Here is a 13,648-nt window from a genome sequence, read left to right on the forward strand (position 1 = left end):
GTTTCTTCCCGCTAGAGTATCCCGCACAATTCCTTGTTTTCACTCTTGTTTTTTCCGTCTGTCCCGTACCAGCCCCGTTGGTTGGGGGTTGAGGACGGCGATGGGGTAAAGGGATGGCGGTGAGGGGAAAGCGGGGCGGGTATTACCGCTTCCTCTCCCAGTGTTCGATGCCCGTTTGTCAATGTCTTGCGACGTGGAACGGAGCCAAAACCTGTAATGGACGATCGCCCGTCGTCACGAGCGGCTTTGATTGATGGAAGACTCACGCTCCCGAGCCCAAGTTAAATATTTAATCTCGATCGGTTCAATTGCAAGTTGATGCCCCGGTTTTAAATGATACTTCTGATATAGAGAAATTTAAGCAGGCTCCCTACTTACGTATTTAACTATTTCTAGTGTAGTTTGGCAAACTGCCGGATGTCTGCTACTGAGAAAGTTTTCGGCAAACTTGGAGCCGATCGCGCGATCGAACTGCTTCGATACACCTCCTAAAAAAACACACAGCGACAAGCAAGACTACCAAAGACACACGGGAAACTACAGTTTTTCGATCGCGACCCAGGTGCGATCGTCCAACACCCTCACGCTTTCGAGTTCATAACCTTAAACCTAACACCTTACTTATCAAGCTGTACCTTTTCACAGCGCTATAGTTAAATATTTGCTTTCGCCTCAGCAGGCTTTGGCAAAGGATGAGTTAAAAAAGCGTATTCTTCAACCACCTGTGAGCCGATCAGATGTTCTTGAATAATTCTCTCGATGACGGGGGGAGTAACATCGCGATACCACACTCCGTCTGGATACACTACCATAATCGGGCCAGACGCGCACACTCGCAGGCAGTTAGCTTTAGTCCGAAAAATGCAGTTCGGCCGATCGGCTTTTGGCTTGTCCAACCCCAATTCTTGCAAGCGTTTTTTTAAGTAATTCCAAGCCACCAGACTGCTTTCTCGATCGCAACACTTGGGCACGGTTTGGTCGGCACACATAAAAATATGCCGTTCAATTCGCTCTATTCCCAGGCTTTGGACGCAAGCGCTCAAGCCTTGGCTGCAAGATTCATCGTTGTTATTTTCCGACATCTTATTCATTCGTCAACAGTAATTGTTTGGCGATCGCTCGTCATCACCACGAGCCCCATCCTCCACTCCCCCCTCCCCCACTCTCTCCCCACTCCCCCACTCATCATCGGTTCGGGAACCCGTACAGACACATAAGTTGCGATCGCCCCTGAAGGAAGCTAAATTAGCACTCAGGAGTCGAGAGTGCTAATATGTCAGTTATCAGCAGTCGGCTGTTGCTTTCATAGCGACCGCAGACGGCCCAATGACTAGGAACTGTAATCTGGAGATTTATTTATGGCAGCAGTATCACTGAGTGTTTCTACCGTTAAACCGTTAGGCGAGCGCGTGTTCGTGAAAGTAAGCGCTAGCGAAGAAAAAACCGCCGGCGGCATCCTTCTACCCGACACAGCTAAGGAAAAGCCCCAAGTAGGCGAAGTCGCGGCCGTGGGCCCCGGCAAGCGCAACGACGATGGTCAGCGCGTGGAAATGGAAGTCAAAGTCGGCGACAAAGTTCTCTACTCGAAGTACGCCGGCACCGACATCAAACTCGGCACCGACGAATACGTCTTGCTTGCCGAAAAAGACATTTTGGCGATCGTTAACTAATTAATCATCAGTCATCAGTCATCAGTCATTAGTTTAAAGCGAACACCGCCCAACAACTAATGACACAGGACAAATGATTAAAGTCATCAGTCATCAGTCATCAGTTTAAAGCGAACACCGCCCAACAACTAATGACACACCCAATCAAAAATCTCAAACCCTCTAATCCCCAAAAACTATGGCTAAGCGCATCATCTATAACGAAAATGCACGTCGCGCCCTCGAACGCGGTATGGACATTCTCGCCGAAGCAGTCGCCGTTACCCTCGGCCCCAAAGGTCGTAACGTCGTTCTCGAAAAGAAATTCGGAGCCCCTCAAATCGTCAATGACGGCGTAACCATCGCCAAAGAAATCGAACTCGAAGACCACGTAGAAAATACAGGCGTTGCCTTGATCCGTCAAGCCGCCTCCAAAACCAACGACGCAGCAGGCGACGGCACCACAACAGCTACCGTTCTGGCTCACGCAATGGTCAAAGAAGGCCTGCGGAACGTAGCAGCCGGCGCAAATGCGATCGCCCTCAAGCGCGGTGTTGACAAAGCAACCGGCTTCTTGGTAGAACAAATTGCCGAACACGCCAAACAAGTAGAAGATTCCAAATCCATCGCTCAAGTTGGCTCAATCTCTGCTGGTAACGACGATGAAGTCGGCCAAATGATTGCTAACGCCATGGACAAAGTGGGCAAGGAAGGCGTAATTTCCCTGGAAGAAGGGAAGTCTATGACCACCGAACTCGAAATCACCGAAGGGATGCGCTTCGACAAAGGCTACATTTCTCCCTACTTCGTCACCGACACCGAACGGATGGAAGCGATTCTAGAAGAACCTTTCATCTTGCTCACAGACAAGAAAATCGGCTTGGTACAAGACTTAGTACCAGTGCTCGAACAAGTAGCTCGTTCCGGCCGCCCGCTGCTGATCATTGCAGAAGACATTGAGAAAGAAGCTCTAGCTACTCTCGTTGTCAACAAGCTGCGCGGTGTGTTGAACGTAACTGCTGTTAAAGCACCTGGTTTTGGCGATCGACGCAAAGCCATGTTAGAAGATATCGCCGTATTGACCGGCGGTCAACTAATCACCGAAGACGCCGGTTTGAAACTAGAAAACACCAAGCTCGACATGATCGGCAAAGCCCGCCGCATCACCATCACCAAAGACAGCACCACCATTGTTGCCGAAGGTAATGAAGCCGCCGTCAAGTCCCGCTGCGAACAAATTCGCCGTCAAATGGACGAAACCGAATCTTCCTACGACAAAGAAAAGTTGCAAGAACGTTTGGCCAAATTGGCTGGCGGCGTTGCAGTCATCAAAGTCGGCGCAGCTACCGAAACCGAAATGAAGGATCGCAAACTGCGTCTTGAAGATGCCATCAACGCCACCAAAGCTGCTGTCGAAGAAGGCATTGTCCCCGGCGGCGGTACAACCTTGGCTCACCTGACTCCTCAATTGGAAGAGTGGGCGAATAGCACTCTGACTGGCGAAGAATTGACCGGTGCTTTGATTGTGGCACGGGCTCTGGCTGCTCCCCTGAAGCGGATTGCTGAAAACGCAGGTTTGAATGGCGCTGTGATTGCTGAGCGCGTCAAAGAAAAGCCGTTCAACGTTGGTTTCAACGCAGCGACAAATGAGTTTGTCGATATGTTTGAAGCTGGTATCGTTGACCCTGCGAAGGTAACTCGCTCTGCTCTGCAAAATGCTGCATCTATTGCCGGCATGGTGCTGACAACCGAGTGTATCGTCGTTGACAAGCCTGAACCCAAAGATGGCGCTCCTGCTGGCGCTGGCGGCGGCATGGGCGGCGGCGACTTCGATTATTAAGTCGATAGTTTGATGGGGCGGGCTTTCGGGCCCGCCTTTTTCGTATGACGTGTCTACTGGTAATGACAGCTAATTTTTTTTAGGGCCTGACTGATATACTAAGAATGAGTGAGTATCAGTAAAGCGATCGCATCGCAAGAGGTCAGGCCAATGTCAGCCACTATTACAATTAGCCCCAGCGAAATTCGGCAGATATTTCAGCCGCGCACGTCCAGCGCTTCAAAGTTTTGGGAACTGGCTCAAAAAGCAAACAATTTAGCTGTAATCATTGACGCTCGTTGGGAACAGATTCCCTCTGAAACACGAGAATTACTCAAAATTTTTGCCTATGCCTTAATTGAACCCCCTCAAGGAATTAAGGGAGTTTTTATTAAGTTTTTAAGACGTTTTTATTTGGCTTTTTCTTTGTTTTCAATTGCAATCAAAGGTGAGCAAGATGCTTTTATAGCTTATGCTGGAGCATTTCAACGTCTTCTTAATGCAATTTTAAGTGGGATTGAACGGGAAGATATGGCTTATGAAAAAGCACTATCTGAAGCCCTGGAAGAGACTTTTACAGAGTGGGAAACTAGCTCGGCGATGACGGCGGAGGAGGCCTGTGAACGGATCAGAGCAATTTCAAATCAAGCTCTCGAAGAACTTTGAGAGAACCCAGCAAAAACTAATCCGCGATCGCTATCGTAAAAATCAGACAGGATTAGTAAAATTTGTCGAATTAATCCAAAAATTTCTTAGAATTTTGACTGTTGACCCCCGTCCCCGTCCACCGTTGGGACATTTAGAACAATGGCCTAAACAATGGCCTAAAGGCAGTAGCCGTGAGGGATTGGAATTGTGGAAGCTGGAGTTTAAAATGCCTCAGCTTCGCGGATCTGCGGAACAGGGGCGACTTATATATTTGTTAGATATTACAAAAAAAGAAGTTGTGTTAATTTGGATTTACACACACGCAGAATTTGAGAAACGACCACCGGATAAGAATTTAAAGCATTTATTGCTTGAAATTATGGATAATTATGAAGTTTCAGATGAAAGTAACAATTTAGCCGATAGTGGAGACGGTGAAACGGTCGAGGATAAACTTGGAGAAAATAAATCAAATGACAGCTAAGCAATATGAATTTATCATTTAAAGATTTAAGGTTTATTATAGAAGCGATCGAACATCAAATCAATGCCTATCAAGAACGTTTGCAGGTAATTGAAGATATAGAAGAGGATGAGGCTGCGGATCTAGGGAACGATATTAAATTTTTAGAGCTTCTACTCGCAGATATGAAGAAAAGTTTAGAGCATAATACTTCAGTCAAGCCTTTAAGTTCTGATGAGGTTTTTTCGCCAGATCGGAATGATAATTCTTCCGAATATGCAAAAGAAGAATTATCTTTTCAAGAATTAATGAAATTAACGCTTAATTTGTCACTTAGCGAGCGATTATTTCTAGTAGAGGCGATTACCTCGTCTGTGCGCCAGGAAGTCACTATCAATCAATAATCAGCCCATCAAGAGTGTGAGAACATTCTTAATTGCCCAAATCCTTGTCTTCAGAGACTGCCAAATTTTTAGTCATCAGAAAACGGTTATGACTTTGATAACCTACTCTGTGATAAAGACGCTGTGCATCGGGATTTTCAAAATCTACTTCCAGATGAAGAGCTTGGACTCCCAAAACTCGGCAGGTATCCTCTGCAAATGCTAAAGTCTGAGTTCCAATGCCTTGTCCGCGATAGTTGGGTCGGATATAAAACTCGTCAATAAAGGCATCCCGTCCTCGGTATTCTAAACTGTAACCCAGCGTCAAAATAATATAGCCGATCGCCTCATCTTCTTGCTGAATCAGCCACACTTTTCCCAAAGACGCATCAGCCAAAAGATTTGCTAAAACATCACGATCGACTTTTTCGTCGAATTCCAATTGTTCTTTTTTATGAAACTCTTTAACAAGTTCTAAAAGAAGCGTCATATCGGCGATCGCTGCAACTCGGTAGTTAACGGTCATAATACAGCCTCGAAACTTGACAAGCGATCAACCGCTGTGTGCTGTACCAGTTTAGCAGCGTAAGTTATCAAATGCTATCCAAGCTCGATCGCACTACAGGTAATGATGTCCGATTGTGCCAGAAGTACGATCGCCCCCTGTGCGTGTAAAATTGACTAAAATCTAAATATTTTCAGTAGCCCGATCGGCAACTCAACCCCCAAAAGCTGACTCTCTCAACAACCACGCACAAAATTTATGAAACTTTACCATATTCCCATTTCCACCAACTCCAGCCGCGTGTGGGTTGCCCTCATCGAAAAAAACCTCGACTTTGAATTAATAACAATCTACTTGGACGGCGATCATTTAGAGCCTGAATTTGTGGCAATGAATCCTTTTCATCGCGTCCCTGTTTTGGTCGATGATGGTTTCACTGTCGTCGAGTCTCTGGCAATTCTTGAATATCTAGAAGCGAAGTATCCCGAACCGGCAATGCTCCCGAAAGATGCGAAAGATTTGGCAGTTGTGAAAATGGTAGAATTGGTCACGGTTAATGAACTTGGGCCGGCACTTTACCCCCTCAGCAGTGAAAAAATGGGCTGGGGAATTCCCGAAGCGCAGGAAATCGCAAAGGCTAAGGAAAAAGTCGATACTGTGTTGACATTCTTTGAAGGTTTGTTGGACGATCGCCCTTTCTTCGGTAGCAATCATGTAACTTTAGCCGATTGCGTTGCTGGTACCGTCGTGCCTTTGCTGTCCTGGGTTGATGTATCCATAGACGGATATCCTAAAATTAAAGCTTGGTGCGATCGACTAATGTCTCGTCCCTCATGGCAACAAACCCAATTCACCAAGGCAGATTTGGCGGCCTTCGCATCAAGGAGACAAAAATTTCTCGAACAATCTCAAGCCTCATGAACAAATTGATTATCAAGGAATCGCTATTTGTTGAGGCTCAAGTTCAACTAGAAGTGAAGCAGGAGGTAGAAATTGGGTAGTGCTGCTTTCTTCAATGATGCAATTGATACAACCCTTTCTCCCTAACGATTGAGCGTGCGAAAAGCAGGCGCTTATGCACCACTACCCATACTGAGTTGATGACAACGAAATCTGCTTGCGTAAAAATAGCCGGCGCGGCTGGCCGAACAGCCAATAAGTCCAATGCCAATCCACTTGTTCCAAGCGGTAGCCTGCTTGATAGTACAATTGTCGCGCCCCATGATTGTTTTCCAAAACGTGGAGGTAAATCTCGGAAAATCCCCATTCTCGGGCTGTATTCTCGCAGTTGTCGAGCAGTTGTTGAGCAACTCCCTGCCGCCGATACTCCGGGTGAACTGCTAAATTTGACAGGTAAGGATAGTCTGAATTCGGGATTTGCCAAGGGAATCGAGAACGCAGAGCCATTTCTATTGTTCCTGCTATAGACTGAGTTTGGTGCGATCGATAATTCTGCATTCCTGACTCCCGCGAGACTAGCTCAGCAACGAGACAAATGTAGTGTTCTGCCTTAGAACGCAGTCGATTTTTTAAATCTTCGTAAATGCCTAAACGCAACACTGGATACACCCATTCTACAAAGCCCTCGCGGGAATGAAAGCTCATGGCCAAAATATCGGCTAGCTGCGTCAAGTCGTTCGATGCAGCTACCCGGATCGAAAAGCCAGAAAGTCCGGGAGTTTGTTGTTGATGAGAAGCTGAGGAAAAAAAGGAAGGATTCACAATTCCAGGTCACTATATTAATTTTTCTACGCTGGTTTCTGATCTGCCCATCTGAGAAATTTCACTTCTGGTGATAACGTAATATCACTTTAAAAAAAGAATGTAACTTTAGACCAACTCCCAATCATGATATTCGTCATCGAGAATCTTAAATTTAAGACCTTAAATTTAAAACATTAAATTGTGTGACTTATACTCAGAGTTTATGAATGCGATTCGATCGCATTCTTTTTGTACTTTACTCTAACTATTATCTGATGTAAATTGGAAATATTCAGTATTTGAGACTAAATTTATGGCCGATCAAAACCCATCCCCTAATACTAGATTTGTGGGTAGCGGGAAACTTATTAAAAACAATCAAAAAGGTTTTAATGTCTGGTTCCCGGAAGCCTACCGCTCTGTGCTTGCGGAAATACCCGATCGCATATAATTTATCCGTCTAGCGGTAATTGACAATATCAACTATCTACTAGACTAATACCGGGCGCGATCGCAAGTCGGATGTTGGCTGCCTGTCCCAGAACCCGACAACCCAGCTTTCAGCAGTGCTGGGCAATCAGGAAGCCCGTCCCCTCGCGAACAGGCCTTACCTGTTGCGCCGGAGGGCTAGATATTGTCCAGCGATATTGTGCTGCGATACTGCGCTGCGGGCGATCGAGACCTTCAAAACTTCGATCGAGCTAATTGGCCGGTTTCCACAGAGTACATCCCTAGCTAAGATTAACAGATGGATGCTCGAGATAGCGGTGTTTCGCCGCAGTAATTGGCTTCAAGAAGGTCTGCACGAGGCACAAAAAATGCCACGCTCTGCCCAAAAAGTGCCAGTCTCACTAAAATGGTACAGCAATTGCGTCACTCGCACTTCCCCGCCTGTGTTGTCTGTGGGCCACCCCCGAATATCCGTCAGGATCACAGGATCTGGGGAGGAAAGCCATATCCTTGGCAGAATGTTAAAGTTGCTATCACCTAGGCAGGAAAAACATAGGGGAAGATGTTGGTTGTCTATTTTATGCTGATACAGACAGTTTTTACACACCTAATAAAACAGGAAAATGAGCGATAATAGCACATAAAGAAAGGCAAATCCACTCACGATCGGGACGAGATTATTCCTATGTATTATGAGATATCCAGAGGGCAGTTAAAAGTGGCGGATTCCTATGTTCGCGCTCAGCATAGAGGTGAGGGGTCAAGGACACTTCCCGCAAGACGAGATTCTTGTGAATATCATTAAATAATAAAATTGGGGTGCACGACAACTGTGGCGAGCGAAGAATTCGGAATTGAAAACCCAGACATTAAAAATCAAGGTTGATGCTTGCCGGGAGCCCACTCACAAAAACTTCAGATTCACGAATTATTGTGACATTAGTTTCAAAAAATAATGCAACTGCGGGCAAACTCCAAATTCTTATGTCATCAGTCATCCCCATCGCAAATCGCAAATGGTATGACTTGTGCAATTGAAACCTGCGAATTCTTCCTTTCATCAGACTTATTAAATCGAACTGCCCCGGGGCACAGGAGAACGGTGCATGAATTCCCAATCAAATCCTAAGCTAAAACTTCTAATCGTCGATGACGAACCGGATAACCTCGACTTGCTTTACCGCACTTTCCATCGAGACTATAAAGTGCTCAGAGCCGAATCTGGCCCCGCCGCCCTCGAAATTTTGGCAAAAGAGGGAGAGGTTGCTGTGATTATTTCCGATCAGCGAATGCCAAAAATGAGCGGTACGGAGTTTCTCAGCCTGACTGCTGCTCAATACCCCGATGTGATCCGAATTATTTTAACTGGCTATACGGATGTTGAAGATTTAGTTGAAGCTATTAATGCTGGCAAAGTATTCAAATTCGTTACTAAGCCTTGGGATGCTGAAGAACTTAGAGCTCTTGTCAGTCAAGCTGTTGATACTCACAATGTCTTGAAAGCGCGCACGAATGAACTGCGGAGGGCTCTCTCGCAAGAATCGCTGCTTTATGCCGTTACCAATACTATTCGATCGGCTCCCAATTACCAGCAAATGCTGCAAAGAATTGTGGAAACCGTCGGGCAGATGTTTGAGGTGAGTTGCTGTTTGCTGCGGCCTTTCCAAGACGGGCGGGTGGCTGATGAGTGGTTCGTTTATCAGAAGGCGGAAACTAAAGGGTTGCGGGGGGATCCTGAAGCTAGACGAGATGCTTCTAGCGCCAGACTTTCGCCGGATTTGCTGCCGGATTTGGTTTGGGAAACTCTGGATGTGGAGGTGATTCAAGATGCCCAAACTGACGATCGAGTTTTAAGCTGGGACAATCAGCAGCGATTGCAGGCTTACCAAGCTGCGAATATTCGATCGAGCTTAATCGTACCGCTGTTTTACCAAATGGAACTGATGGCAGTCTTGGCGCTGCACCAGTTCGATCGACCGCGCCAATGGCAAGACCACGAGGTACAGTTAGTAATTACGGTGGCAGACCAAGCGGCTTTGGCCCTTTCTCAGGCCAGGGCTTACGAACAGGTACGGGCGCTGGCAAAGCGCGAGACCTTAGTCAATACTATTACTACGGCAATTCGATCGAGCCTCGACCCCCAAAATATTTTTGCAGCGATTACTCAACAACTCGGCCAAGCTTTGCAAGTTGACGGCTGCGCCCTATCTCTGTGGACAGAAGATGATGAATATGTCCAGTGCGTTGGTCTCTACGACACAAATAGGGATACGGTGGCTGTAAAACAGGGTTTTAACAATTCAGAGGTAGTTGCGAATCCTCCAAGCCCTCAAACTGCTGCTGAGAGTGCTGCTGCGAACCCTCCCGGCTGGGTTTTTGCCCATCCTTCCCTGCCGCAGTCTTTGGTGCCGATTCGCGGCAATCCGGTGTTGCTGCAAGTTATGGTATCAAAAGAGCCCGTGGCGATTGAAGACCTCAACGAACGCCCCGATTTAAATGTTACAGAACTGCAAGTGCGATCGCCAGCCCGCGCCCTGTTAGTCGTGCCCTTAATCTCCGAAGGCAAAATCATCGGCAGCATTTCGCTGCGCCAAAATTGCAGCACCCGCCGCTGGAACCTCTCAGACATTGACCTGGCTCAAATAGTGGCAACTCAAGCTGCTTTGGCGGTGCAGCAGTCGCGCCTCTACCAGACTACCAGACAGCAGGCGGAACGGCTCTTGGAAGCCGATCGGCTCAAAACCGAATTTTTCCAAAATATCTCCCACGAATTCCGCACCCCTCTCACCCTAACTATCGGCCCTCTAGAATCAGCTTGCGGCCGCAAAGAAGACTTACCCTACGAACAAGCCGTCATCGCTTTACGCAATTCCCGCCGCCTCCTGCGCTTAGTAAATCAACTGCTGGACTTGCAGCGCCTCGATGCAGGACGGATGCAGCCGAGTTTTCGCCCCTGCGATTTAGTCGGTTTCTGTTACTCTACCGCAGAGTCTTTCCGCGCCTACTGCGACAAAAAAGGACTGCAATTGATCACCCAACTGCAAGAATGCCCTTTACTTTATTTGGATATTGAAAGATTTGACAAAGTTATTTACAACCTGCTATCAAATGCTGTCAAATTCACCCCAGAAGGGGGAACAATCACCCTGACAGTTGAACCAGCGGGCGCTCACTGTTTGTTGCAAGTAAAAGACACCGGCATCGGCATTCGCACCGAACAAATTCCCTATTTATTCGAGCGCTTTCACCAAGCCGAAGGTTCCGCCAGCCGTTCCTACGAAGGCAGCGGTTTAGGTTTGGCACTTGTCAAAGAATTAGTCGAACTCCACGGCGGTCAAATTTCCGTCGATTCTGTTTACGGCGAAGGTACTACTTTTAGTATTTGGCTGCACTTCGGTTCGACTCATTTGCCCCCAGAACGGGTACTGGAAATCCCCGCCGAGTTTCACGCATCCAAAGCTGCGGTGGAACTGGCAGATGTGGAGGCGGATTTGTCGGAAGATGAAGCAGAAAATCATAACTTTGAGGCTCTAGAACCGATAAATTCCGAAACAGTAGCTGGCACGGTTTTGGTGGTTGACGACAATCCAGATTTGCGCTTTTATGTGTCGGAAATTCTGCGAGCTTCCGGCTTTGCAGTTTTGCTAGCCCGCAACGGAGAAGAAGGATTTGCCGTGGCAAAAAACCGCCGTCCCGATCTAATTCTCACGGATTTGATGATGCCTGTAATTTCGGGTTTGGATTTGATTCGGATGATTCGACAGGATGAAGAATTGCGGGGAACTCCGGCAATTTTGCTAACTGCTAAAGCTGACGCAGATACTCGGATTGAAGGAGTAGAACGGGGTGCTGATGCTTATTTGTCGAAGCCTTTTAACGATCGCGAATTGTTGGCGGAAGTGCGGAATTTAATCGCCCTCAAGCAAAACGAGCGGCGAGTGCAGCAGTTGAACAATTATTTAACTGAGTCGGTGCTGCGCCGATTTTTGCCGCCGTCGATGGTGAAAGCTGCTGCGGCTGGAGATTTGGCCTTGGATTTGCGCCCGGAACCGCGATTGATTACTATTTTGTTTAGCGATATTGTCGGTTTTACTCAAATGGCAAATACGCTGCGATCGCGCCGGGTAGCTGAGCTGTTGAATGAATATTTGGCGGCAATGACTAAGGCGATTTTTGACAGCGGCGGTACGGTGGATAAGTTTGTGGGAGATGCGGTAATGGCTTTGTTTGGGGCGCCGGAGGAACTAACGCCCAACGAGCAAGTCCGCCGCGCTATAGCTGCTGCTGGCAAAATGCTGCGAGCTCTCAAGGAGCTTAACCAGCGCTGGTTGGAGCAGGGAATTGTTGGGGAAAATGGGGTTCCTGCGGTGCGGTTTCGCTGCGGTATTCACCAGGGTACTGCGGTTGTGGGGATGTTTGGCGGCCCCGATCGATCGGATTATACTGCGATCGGGCCGAGCGTGAATATTGCCGCCCGCTTGCAAGAGGTGGCGGAACCAAATTCTGTCCTGATTTCGGCGGCGGTTGCAGATTATGTTGAGGAGGATCGAATTGTTAAATATAAGTCGCTGCAACTCAAGGGAATTGATGAAACAGTGTTGACTTTTATGCTGAATTGTGATTAGATTCCTCTGGTTTTGACTTGGTTCGGTGCGTTTGGTGATTGTGGGAAAAAACAGTCAGGGCGATCGCAATTTGTAAAATCATCGCACTGTTTGGTATTTGGTGTCAGGGGATCTCGCCTTTTATTGACTATTTGATTAGATTACTCTGGCGGTTCAGTACCTAGAGAGGCTTGACGACGGTGACGAATGTGTAATATCGCGACGGTATCGCTCTCCACCACAAACAGAATCCGATAGTTTCTTCCTTTACCAACCCACAATTGTCGAATGTCCCGACCAATGATGGCAGCTTCGGGTGCAACTGAGCAACGGTAAGGAAACTGTTGCAGGGATGCGATCGCGTTTTGGAGGTCGTAATACCAATGGTTTGCAGCATCAGCACTCAGATAATCGCACATCCAACGGTAGGCGTTTTCAATTTCAGCAAAGGCGGGTGGTTGGATTAGGACTTGATAACTCATAGACTCTGAGGAATGTTGAACTGCTGCTGTAGCGCCCTCATAGCTCTATCTGCTGGGAGTCCTTCACCTCGATCGAAGCTTTCAAGTCCTTTGCGGATGCCGATGATGGCTTCGAGGTAGTCGATGCGCTCTAGCAGTTGTTCGTAGGTATTGAGTTGGGGGTGTGGAGTAGATTTGAGCGATCGCACCAAGCTAAGAATATCGGCGAGCTGTTCGTCAGGGGTGCTATCGATTTCTTGGATCAGGAGTTCTTTGATGGTCATCGCGGCATCTGGTGGAGGATTGATACTTTGAGTATAACGAGTCTCGATCGCTATGAGTAGGGAATTGGCGATGCTCTTTGTAGAATCATGGCACTGTTTGGTATTTGGTGTCAGGGGATCTCGCCTTCCCCATTCAATAGCATCTATACAATCCGTCAGTGGATTTTAGATTTTAGATTTTAGATTTTAGATTTACTTGCAGCGCAGAGAATCTGGGAGCTTGAACTTGGGTCTAAAATGTTGGGATATCCAGTGATGATTGTCGGGGGCTTCCGTTTTTGGGCGGGGTCAAGATACTGGTCAAGGTCAAGAGCTTCGAGGTAAACTATAATTGCTCAAAGTTTCTGGAGTCTGACATGGAAACAATGAAATTGCGATCGCATATTGGAACCGATGGTATATTGCTTCTCCAAATGCCCACTGAGTTTAAAGATACTTCTGTTGAAGTTCTAGTAGTTGTACAGCCTCTAACATCTGAGGAAGTTAAACCGAAGTATAACGCTTGGGGAAAGCTAACTACTAAAAAATCAATTCAAGCAGCAATTACTAAAATGCTACAACTGCGTAAAGAAATTGCCTTGGATAAAAATTCAATACGTTCCCTGATTGAAGAAGGGCGCAGGTTTTAATGCAGTTTGTACTGGATTGTTCTGTAGCAATCAGTTGGTGCTTAGTGGA

14 protein-coding genes are annotated in these 13,648 nt (G+C 47.1%); 8 read left to right on the forward strand and 6 right to left on the reverse strand.

From position 1 onward, the window contains the following. Nucleotides 1-11 precede the first annotated feature (11 nt). Both JGK39_RS06540 and JGK39_RS06545 read right to left on the reverse strand, forming a co-directional pair. Nucleotides 12-266, reverse strand: coding sequence for a hypothetical protein (locus JGK39_RS06540; protein ID WP_293248614.1), 255 nt, complete (start codon nt 264-266; stop codon nt 12-14). Between the two features lie 387 nt (nt 267-653). Next, nucleotides 654-1,082, reverse strand: a complete 429-nt coding sequence (locus tag JGK39_RS06545) for a ferredoxin (RefSeq protein WP_293248617.1) — start codon at nt 1,080-1,082, stop codon at nt 654-656. Between the two features lie 276 nt (nt 1,083-1,358). Between JGK39_RS06545 and groES the strand changes: the two genes are divergently transcribed. The 5 genes from groES to JGK39_RS06570 all read left to right on the forward strand — a co-directional run bounded on the left by groES (nt 1,359) and on the right by JGK39_RS06570 (nt 4,983). Beyond that, nucleotides 1,359-1,670, forward strand: a complete 312-nt coding sequence (groES, locus tag JGK39_RS06550) for a co-chaperone GroES (RefSeq protein WP_096828723.1) — start codon at nt 1,359-1,361, stop codon at nt 1,668-1,670. Nucleotides 1,671-1,848: 178 nt separating this feature from the next. Beyond that, on the forward strand, nt 1,849-3,489 hold the full coding sequence (gene groL / locus JGK39_RS06555) for a chaperonin GroEL (RefSeq protein ID WP_293248624.1): 1,641 nt from the start codon (nt 1,849-1,851) through the stop codon (nt 3,487-3,489). A gap of 150 nt (nt 3,490-3,639) precedes the next feature. Beyond that, nucleotides 3,640-4,134, forward strand: a complete 495-nt coding sequence (locus tag JGK39_RS06560; protein WP_293248627.1) for a hypothetical protein — start codon at nt 3,640-3,642, stop codon at nt 4,132-4,134. After that, nucleotides 4,088-4,600: a hypothetical protein gene (locus tag JGK39_RS06565; protein WP_293248630.1), complete on the forward strand. Its 513-nt coding sequence runs from the start codon at nt 4,088-4,090 to the stop codon at nt 4,598-4,600. The genes JGK39_RS06560 and JGK39_RS06565 overlap by 47 nt, the downstream gene beginning before the upstream one ends. A 5-nt stretch (nt 4,601-4,605) precedes the next feature. Continuing rightward, on the forward strand, nt 4,606-4,983 hold the full coding sequence (locus tag JGK39_RS06570) for a hypothetical protein (protein WP_293179004.1): 378 nt from the start codon (nt 4,606-4,608) through the stop codon (nt 4,981-4,983). Nucleotides 4,984-5,011: 28 nt separating this feature from the next. Here the strand turns inward: JGK39_RS06570 and JGK39_RS06575 are convergent, their stop codons facing one another. After that, entirely contained in the window at nt 5,012-5,488 is a 477-nt protein-coding gene (locus tag JGK39_RS06575; protein WP_293248645.1) for a GNAT family N-acetyltransferase, read from the reverse strand. A 237-nt stretch (nt 5,489-5,725) separates the two neighbouring features. Here JGK39_RS06575 and JGK39_RS06580 point away from each other — a divergent pair, with 237 nt between their 5' ends. Next, complete coding sequence (locus JGK39_RS06580) at nt 5,726-6,388, forward strand: glutathione S-transferase family protein (protein WP_293248648.1); 663 nt, start codon at nt 5,726-5,728, stop codon at nt 6,386-6,388. A 162-nt stretch (nt 6,389-6,550) separates the two neighbouring features. Here JGK39_RS06580 and JGK39_RS06585 read toward each other — a convergent pair whose 3' ends face one another. Next, nucleotides 6,551-7,189 carry a GNAT family N-acetyltransferase gene (locus JGK39_RS06585; protein WP_293248651.1) on the reverse strand — a complete coding sequence of 213 codons (639 nt, stop codon included), beginning with the start codon at nt 7,187-7,189 and terminating at the stop codon, nt 6,551-6,553. Nucleotides 7,190-8,727: 1,538 nt separating this feature from the next. Here JGK39_RS06585 and JGK39_RS06590 point away from each other — a divergent pair. Beyond that, nucleotides 8,728-12,246 (forward strand): response regulator, encoded by a 3,519-nt coding sequence (locus JGK39_RS06590; RefSeq protein ID WP_293248654.1) that lies wholly within the window; start codon nt 8,728-8,730, stop codon nt 12,244-12,246. Nucleotides 12,247-12,386: 140 nt separating this feature from the next. Here JGK39_RS06590 and JGK39_RS06595 read toward each other — a convergent pair whose 3' ends face one another. Together JGK39_RS06595 and JGK39_RS06600 are read right to left on the reverse strand one after the other, a co-directional pair. Further along, entirely contained in the window at nt 12,387-12,707 is a 321-nt protein-coding gene (locus JGK39_RS06595; RefSeq protein WP_293248657.1) for a type II toxin-antitoxin system RelE/ParE family toxin, read from the reverse strand. Continuing rightward, nucleotides 12,704-12,970, reverse strand: a complete 267-nt coding sequence (locus JGK39_RS06600) for a hypothetical protein (RefSeq protein ID WP_293248660.1) — start codon at nt 12,968-12,970, stop codon at nt 12,704-12,706. Before JGK39_RS06600 ends, JGK39_RS06595 begins: the two co-directional genes overlap by 4 nt. 356 nt (nt 12,971-13,326) lie before the next feature. On the opposite strand from JGK39_RS06600, the gene JGK39_RS06605 reads away from it, so the two are divergent. Then, a complete protein-coding gene (locus JGK39_RS06605; protein ID WP_293248663.1) occupies nt 13,327-13,599 on the forward strand; it encodes a hypothetical protein in 273 nt (90 codons plus the stop codon). The last annotated feature ends 49 nt before the right edge of the window (nt 13,600-13,648 follow it).

It is taken from the genome of Microcoleus sp. PH2017_12_PCY_D_A (genome assembly GCF_020738565.1).
Lineage (GTDB): Bacteria > Cyanobacteriota > Cyanobacteriia > Cyanobacteriales > Microcoleaceae > Microcoleus.

Coding starts and splice junctions, on each gene's coding strand:
- JGK39_RS06545 (WP_293248617.1), bottom strand. CDS start 1,082: ATGTCGGAAAATAACAACGATGAATCTTGCAGCCAAGGCTTGAGCGCT.
- groES (WP_096828723.1), top strand. CDS start 1,359: ATGGCAGCAGTATCACTGAGTGTTTCTACCGTTAAACCGTTAGGCGAG.
- groL (WP_293248624.1), top strand. CDS start 1,849: ATGGCTAAGCGCATCATCTATAACGAAAATGCACGTCGCGCCCTCGAA.
- JGK39_RS06560 (WP_293248627.1), top strand. CDS start 3,640: ATGTCAGCCACTATTACAATTAGCCCCAGCGAAATTCGGCAGATATTT.
- JGK39_RS06570 (WP_293179004.1), top strand. CDS start 4,606: ATGAATTTATCATTTAAAGATTTAAGGTTTATTATAGAAGCGATCGAA.
- JGK39_RS06575 (WP_293248645.1), bottom strand. CDS start 5,488: ATGACCGTTAACTACCGAGTTGCAGCGATCGCCGATATGACGCTTCTT.
- JGK39_RS06580 (WP_293248648.1), top strand. CDS start 5,726: ATGAAACTTTACCATATTCCCATTTCCACCAACTCCAGCCGCGTGTGG.
- JGK39_RS06590 (WP_293248654.1), top strand. CDS start 8,728: ATGAATTCCCAATCAAATCCTAAGCTAAAACTTCTAATCGTCGATGAC.
- JGK39_RS06595 (WP_293248657.1), bottom strand. CDS start 12,707: ATGAGTTATCAAGTCCTAATCCAACCACCCGCCTTTGCTGAAATTGAA.
- JGK39_RS06600 (WP_293248660.1), bottom strand. CDS start 12,970: ATGACCATCAAAGAACTCCTGATCCAAGAAATCGATAGCACCCCTGAC.
- JGK39_RS06605 (WP_293248663.1), top strand. CDS start 13,327: ATGGAAACAATGAAATTGCGATCGCATATTGGAACCGATGGTATATTG.